Below are 5,574 nucleotides of genomic sequence, written 5' to 3'. Positions count from 1 at the left end.
AAAATATTTTAGAATTAGTCAAGAAATATCAGGCCAAGTTTGTTCATGCGTCCTCAGCCGTTGTCTATGGTCCACGTCAAGATGAGTTTACTAATTTGGCGGAAAATTACTTAGGAGTTGTCGATTTTACATCACCTCGGTCCAGCTATGATGAAGGCAAGAGGTTTGCGGAAACAATGTGTATTAATTATCGCAATTTTTATAAGTTACCTATCAAGATTGCCCGAGTATTTCGTACTTATGGACCACGAATGTTATTGAACGACGGTCAGATGATTCCCGATTTTATCGTTAATGCTTTAGAAAATAAAGACTTAGTAATTTATGGCAATGCCAATTTTTCCACCTCTTTAGCTTATATTAGTGATGTCATTGATGGCTTAGTACGATTAATGGATTCGTCACACGAAGATATTTATAACATTGGTAGTGATGTAGAGTTTAAATTGGAGGATGTGGCCAAATCAATTATTAAAATGACAGATTCTCATTCGTCAATTATTTTTAAAGACCCTTTAGCATTTATTACTCCTTTAAGCGTTCCGGATATCAGTAAAATCCGCAATGACTTAGATTGGTTTCCGATTACCAAACTGGAAGAAGGTTTAGAAAAGACCATTGAATATACCAAAGCTAATAAAATATTGATTACCAATGGCCATCAGCCCAGCTAAAATTTTTATTGTCATACCGGCTTATAATGAGCAAGATAATATTAGCATTGTTATTCAGTCATTGTTAAAGTACGAATATCAGGTAATTGTTGTTAATGACGGCTCTACCGATCAGACCAGTTGGCAGGTACAGCAGTTTCCTCCGGTTATTTTGTTGGAACATTTAGTCAATTTAGGAATGGGTGCGGCACTGGCAACGGGAACTAAATATGCCTTGTCACAAGGCGCGCAAATTATCGTTCATTTTGACGCTGATCGTCAAATGCGCGTAGCCGATATCGCGCAGATGATTTTACCCATCGTGCAGCAAGAAGTCGATGTTACTATTGGCAATCGTTTAGCCAATTCGCAAATTCCCGTACTAAAAAAGTATTTTATTTTTCCCATCGCGCGCATTTTAAATAATTTAATGACTGGTTTATATTTAGTTGATGTGCATAACGGTTTTCGGGCATTGAATGCCAAAGCTGCACAAAAAATTAATATTGAACAACAAGGAATGGCTCACGCCACAGAAATTGTACAAAAAATAAAAAAATTTAATTTAAAATATCGGGAAGTGCCAGTGACCATTGATTATCATGTATTTGGTCAAGGCATTGGTGGTGGTTTGAAAATATTACATGATTTATTTCTCAAAAAAATTGTATGATTCTATCATTAATTATTTCCCTTTTAGGAATTTATAGCATTGTTTCTTTTTATTGGAAATTAAAGAACGGTAAAATTAACCGACAGTATTTTACTTGGTGGTTATTTTTTTGGTTAGTAGTTATCATTCTATTCTGGTGGCCAAATATTAGTAGCGGTGTTGCCAATTATTTAGGTATTGGCCGCGGTGCTGATTTTGTTTTATATATTTCGGTTCTCTTATTATTTTATAGTCAATTCAAGCTTTATTTACAACTTAATAAATTAATGAACAATCAAGCAGTAATAGTGCAGCAACTAGCAATTAACCAGGCAAAAGATCATGAAAAAAGTATTAGTAATCATCGTTAATTTTAATGGTTATCAGTATATTAGTGATTGCTTAAATACATTGCTTGCTAGCGGCGATCAGAATTTGTACGATATTTTGGTAGTGGATAATCATTCTTCCGATCCATCATTAGCGCAAGTAGTAACCAATTATCCAATGGTCAAGACATTAGCGCTGACGGCAAATTTCGGTTTCGCCGGTGGTAATAATAGGGGAATAGAGTGGGGCATGAATCAAGGTTATCAATATTTATTTTTATTAAATCAGGATACGGAAGTAAGTAATAATTGGCTGGCGCCATTATTAGTAGCTATGGATAGTGAGGCAACAATAGCTGCGGTGCAACCTAAAATATTATTGCATCCCGAAATTGATAAAATTAATAGTATTGGTAATATTATTCATTTTTTGGGTTTTGGTTATTGCCAAGGCAATGGCGTTGTTGACCGTCCAGAGGAGCAAGCATTAACGGAGATTAACTATTGTTCTGGAGCTGCCGTCTTATTAAAAACAGCAGTTTTAAAAAAAATTGGTATCTTTGATGAGTCAATGTTTATGTATAGTGAAGATTTGGATTTGGGATGGCGGTTATGGCTCACGGGGTTTAAATCTATTTATTGTCCAAGTAGCACTATTTATCATAAATATAAATTTTCCAAGAGTGTTAGTAAAATATATTTTATGGAGCGTAACAGAATTATTTGTTTACTCAAGAATTATCAAACAAAAACTTTATTATATTTATTACCGGCTTTGTTGTTGATGGAAATTGGTCAAATGTTTTATACGATCAAGAGAAAATGGTTTTGGCAGAAAATTAAAAGTTATTATTATTTTACTGATCCCCAAGTTTGGTTGCGTATTTATCAACAAAGAAAAAATTTGCAAAAGATTCGGCAAGTCAGTGATGGTCAAATATTAAGAAAATTTTCTGGCCGTATATCATTTCAAGAAATTGATAACCCCTTATTAATATATATTGCTAATCCAATTTTTCATTATTATTTATCTAAGTTACGTAAAATTATCCCGTGAGAAAACAGCGATTAAAAGTAGCACATATTGTTTGTACATTTCCACCATATCGCGGTGGTATGGGCAAGGTAGCTTGGGGTGATGCCAAGATCCTGGCTGATTTTAATTATAGCGTTGATGTTTTAACTCCGAAGTATAATTATTTACAGCATTTGCCCAAGTACGATCAAGTAGATGGCGTTTCTGTAATTCGCTTACCTTCATTTTTTCAGTTTGGTAATGCCGCCATTATACCGAAGCTGTTTTGGCTTTTGCGAAAATATGATATTTATCATTTGCATTATCCTTTTTACGGCATTGGTATATTTATTATGCTAGCAAAAATTGTCTGGCGAAAAAAATTAGTCATCCATTATCATATGGATAATTTGGCCAATGATTGGCGTCGTTATATTTTTCAGTTTTATTTATATTTTTTATTCCCCCAGCTATTAAAAGTTGCCGATGTTATTATTTGTCATTCTTTAGATTACGCTTTAAATTGCCGTGGCTCTTGGTGGATAAAAAAATGGCAATACAAGTTGCGAGAAGTACCGAATGGTGTGAATATCAATTTTTATCAGCCCGTTAGTAATGATGAGCGATTTATCGTAGTTACTAAACAGTTATTGTTTGTGGCTGCTTTAGATCGGGCGCATTATTTTAAGGGTTTAGAAATTTTAATTAATGCTGTTAATAAGTTAATCAGTAAAAATTGGCATTTAAATATTGTTGGTAACGGTGATCTGATCAATTATTATCGTACTTTGGTAAAGACTTTAAATTTAGATCAAAAAGTTACTTTTTTTCAAAATTGTGATGACGAACAATTAAGAAGAATGTATCAATCATCTTACTTAACTATTTTACCATCAATATCTAGCGCGGAAGCTTTTGGTATTGTTTCTATTGAGTCTCTAGCTTGCGCTACACCTGTCGTTACTTCCAATCTGCCAGGTGTGCGCTCAGTGGTTGACGACCACGTTAATGGCCTATTAGCTAAAGCTACTGACGTGGAAGATTTACGATCCAAAATTGATTATTTAATAGAACATCCCAAGGAAGCTGAACTTCTTGGTAAAAATGGTTATCATAAAATAATTAATATGTACTCCTGGCAGATTATTGGTCAGAAATTATCCAAACTTTATGAAAATATGTATCATTAATTCTCTATTTTATCCCGATCAAAGAGGTGGTGTCGAAGAACAAGTACAAAATATTGCAAAAACATTAGCCAAAGAGCACGAGGTAACAGTTATTTGTACTAATACTAGACGAAATAATCGAGGAATTCCTTTTATTACCGAAAAAATTGGTCAAATTACTGTTTATCGGTTAAATGCGTATAATTTATCAACTTTTAATGATTTGCCGAAGCACGGAGTGTTTTTGCGGTTATTATGGCACTTTATTGATTTGTTTAACTGGCCGCAGTATCAAAGGATTAAGAATATTTTAGTGAGTATTAATCCCGATCTTGTTTGGGCGCATAATTTAATGGGTACTGGAATTCTTGCCACGCATAGTTATCAAAAATACCATTACTGGCAAACAATTCATGACGTGCAATTATTTGATCCCAGTGGGACTATCTATTCCTCGGAAAGTAATTTTTTTTATTCCTTAATTAGAGCTATTTATGCTCGTTTGGTAAAAACATTAATAGCTCAACCAGAACAAGTAATTTCACCATCTCAATGGCTAGCTGATTTTTATTTAGCTAAAAAGTATTTTACTAAAAGCACCATCAGAGTTTTAGCTAATCCCATTGATTTACCTATGACAGTTAACCACAGAAAAAATACCGAGGCAACAAGAGAACGACAATTATTATTTCTCGGTCAGATGGAAAGACATAAGGGAATTTTCTTTCTCCTGCAGGAGTTAAAAGAAATTAAAACAGAATTTAAATTTCATCTTACTGTAGTTGGCAGTGGCAGTCAGGTCAAGAGTTTTAAAAAACAAATACAACAAGAATCATTTTGTTCATATTATCCGTGGCCACCGACTAACGATCAAGTTTATAACTATCTATCGGCGACAGATTTATTAATATTCCCTTCACAGTGTTTAGAAAATTGCCCCTTGGTTTTACAATGGGCGCTGCAATTATCCACACCGATATTGGCCAGCCGTATTGGTGGGGTAGTTGAATTACTGGAGCACGATCAAAATCTTTTTACTGTTAATGATTCGCGAGATTTTCAAAATAAGTTACAAGCTGTCTTGCAAGGTAATGACATAACTATTAAGAAAGATTTTTTATCAACACCAGATTACTGTCAATTGCTACTCGCCGGTAAGTCATAAGAAAAAATATACTCCTGATCATTAATGTTTTTTTGCCAAGAGGACATATTGCGCTGTTGTTTAACGATATCATCATAGCCAGTCCAGTAGTTATTAATGACAAAGTAAATACGATTAACCCCAGTTAGTTGCTGGACCGCACTCAAAACTGCTTTGTTGTCTTTTTCGTTGTAAGCTAATTGGAGATAGAGAGTATATAATACTCCTGATGTTGGCAAGGGATAGTAAAAATTATTCTGATAATAATGAGCAAAACCATATTGCGCAATGGCCGCTGCTGATACTGATTGATTAGCCAATACGATATAATCAATATTTTTAGCATGTTGTTCAATAGCAGTAACTGCAGCAAAATCATTAATTGAAGTATTAATCAATTTATTATAGTAATATTGATCACGGCGCGGGTAGGATAAATATAACGAAGAAGTAATCATGACTGCCAAAAGGGTAAAGATGAAAAGCAGAATAAATTTATCTTTCCTTACTTTATCTAGTACTTTTAACCAAAAGATAATTAAATAGGGAATTAAGAAGAGCAAGCCAATTTCCCATAAACGATTACTATAATTATCTTTTTCATAGGAAATT

7 protein-coding genes are annotated in these 5,574 nt (G+C 33.8%); 6 read left to right on the top strand and 1 reads right to left on the bottom strand.

Going from position 1 to position 5,574, the window contains the following annotated elements:
- From COX77_00390 to COX77_00365, 6 genes are all read left to right on the top strand, one after another.
- Positions 1 to 674 (top strand): NAD-dependent dehydratase (locus tag COX77_00390; GenBank protein ID PIZ99821.1); only part of this gene is annotated, 674 nt, incomplete at its 5' end.
- The gene (locus tag COX77_00385) at positions 655 to 1,326 is read left to right on the top strand and encodes a glycosyltransferase family 2 protein (protein PIZ99820.1); all 672 of its coding nucleotides are present in this window, start codon (positions 655 to 657) and stop codon (positions 1,324 to 1,326) included. The genes COX77_00390 and COX77_00385, both read left to right, overlap by 20 nt.
- Entirely contained in the window at positions 1,323 to 1,676 is a 354-nt protein-coding gene (locus COX77_00380) for a hypothetical protein (GenBank protein ID PIZ99819.1), read from the top strand. The genes COX77_00385 and COX77_00380 overlap by 4 nt, the downstream gene beginning before the upstream one ends.
- Positions 1,648 to 2,691 carry a hypothetical protein gene (locus COX77_00375; protein PIZ99818.1) on the top strand — a complete coding sequence of 348 codons (1,044 nt, stop codon included), beginning with the start codon at positions 1,648 to 1,650 and terminating at the stop codon, positions 2,689 to 2,691. Before COX77_00380 ends, COX77_00375 begins: the two co-directional genes overlap by 29 nt.
- Positions 2,692 to 2,750: 59 nt before the next feature.
- On the top strand, positions 2,751 to 3,839 hold the full coding sequence (locus COX77_00370) for a hypothetical protein (protein PIZ99817.1): 1,089 nt from the start codon (positions 2,751 to 2,753) through the stop codon (positions 3,837 to 3,839).
- Complete coding sequence (locus tag COX77_00365; GenBank protein PIZ99816.1) at positions 3,820 to 4,983, top strand: hypothetical protein; 1,164 nt, start codon at positions 3,820 to 3,822, stop codon at positions 4,981 to 4,983. The genes COX77_00370 and COX77_00365 overlap by 20 nt, the downstream gene beginning before the upstream one ends.
- Here COX77_00365 and COX77_00360 read toward each other — a convergent pair.
- Positions 4,956 to 5,420 (bottom strand): hypothetical protein, encoded by a 465-nt coding sequence (locus tag COX77_00360; protein PIZ99815.1) that lies wholly within the window; start codon positions 5,418 to 5,420, stop codon positions 4,956 to 4,958. The genes COX77_00365 and COX77_00360 overlap by 28 nt on opposite strands.
- Positions 5,421 to 5,574: the final 154 nt, after the last annotated feature.

Source organism: Candidatus Komeilibacteria bacterium CG_4_10_14_0_2_um_filter_37_10, from assembly GCA_002793075.1.
Lineage (GTDB): Bacteria > Patescibacteriota > Patescibacteriia > UBA1558 > UBA1558 > UM-FILTER-37-10.
Note: the sequence above shows the minus strand (reverse complement) of the source record. Positions and strands in the feature narration are given on the sequence as shown.

What these genes read in the sequence shown, in the direction of transcription:
- COX77_00385 (PIZ99820.1), top strand. Translation starts at nt 655, where the DNA reads ATGGCCATCAGCCCAGCTAAAATTTTTATTGTCATACCGGCTTATAAT.
- COX77_00380 (PIZ99819.1), top strand. Translation starts at nt 1,323, where the DNA reads ATGATTCTATCATTAATTATTTCCCTTTTAGGAATTTATAGCATTGTT.
- COX77_00375 (PIZ99818.1), top strand. Translation starts at nt 1,648, where the DNA reads ATGAAAAAAGTATTAGTAATCATCGTTAATTTTAATGGTTATCAGTAT.
- COX77_00370 (PIZ99817.1), top strand. Translation starts at nt 2,751, where the DNA reads ATGGGCAAGGTAGCTTGGGGTGATGCCAAGATCCTGGCTGATTTTAAT.
- COX77_00365 (PIZ99816.1), top strand. Translation starts at nt 3,820, where the DNA reads ATGAAAATATGTATCATTAATTCTCTATTTTATCCCGATCAAAGAGGT.
- COX77_00360 (PIZ99815.1), bottom strand. Translation starts at nt 5,420, where the DNA reads ATGATTACTTCTTCGTTATATTTATCCTACCCGCGCCGTGATCAATAT.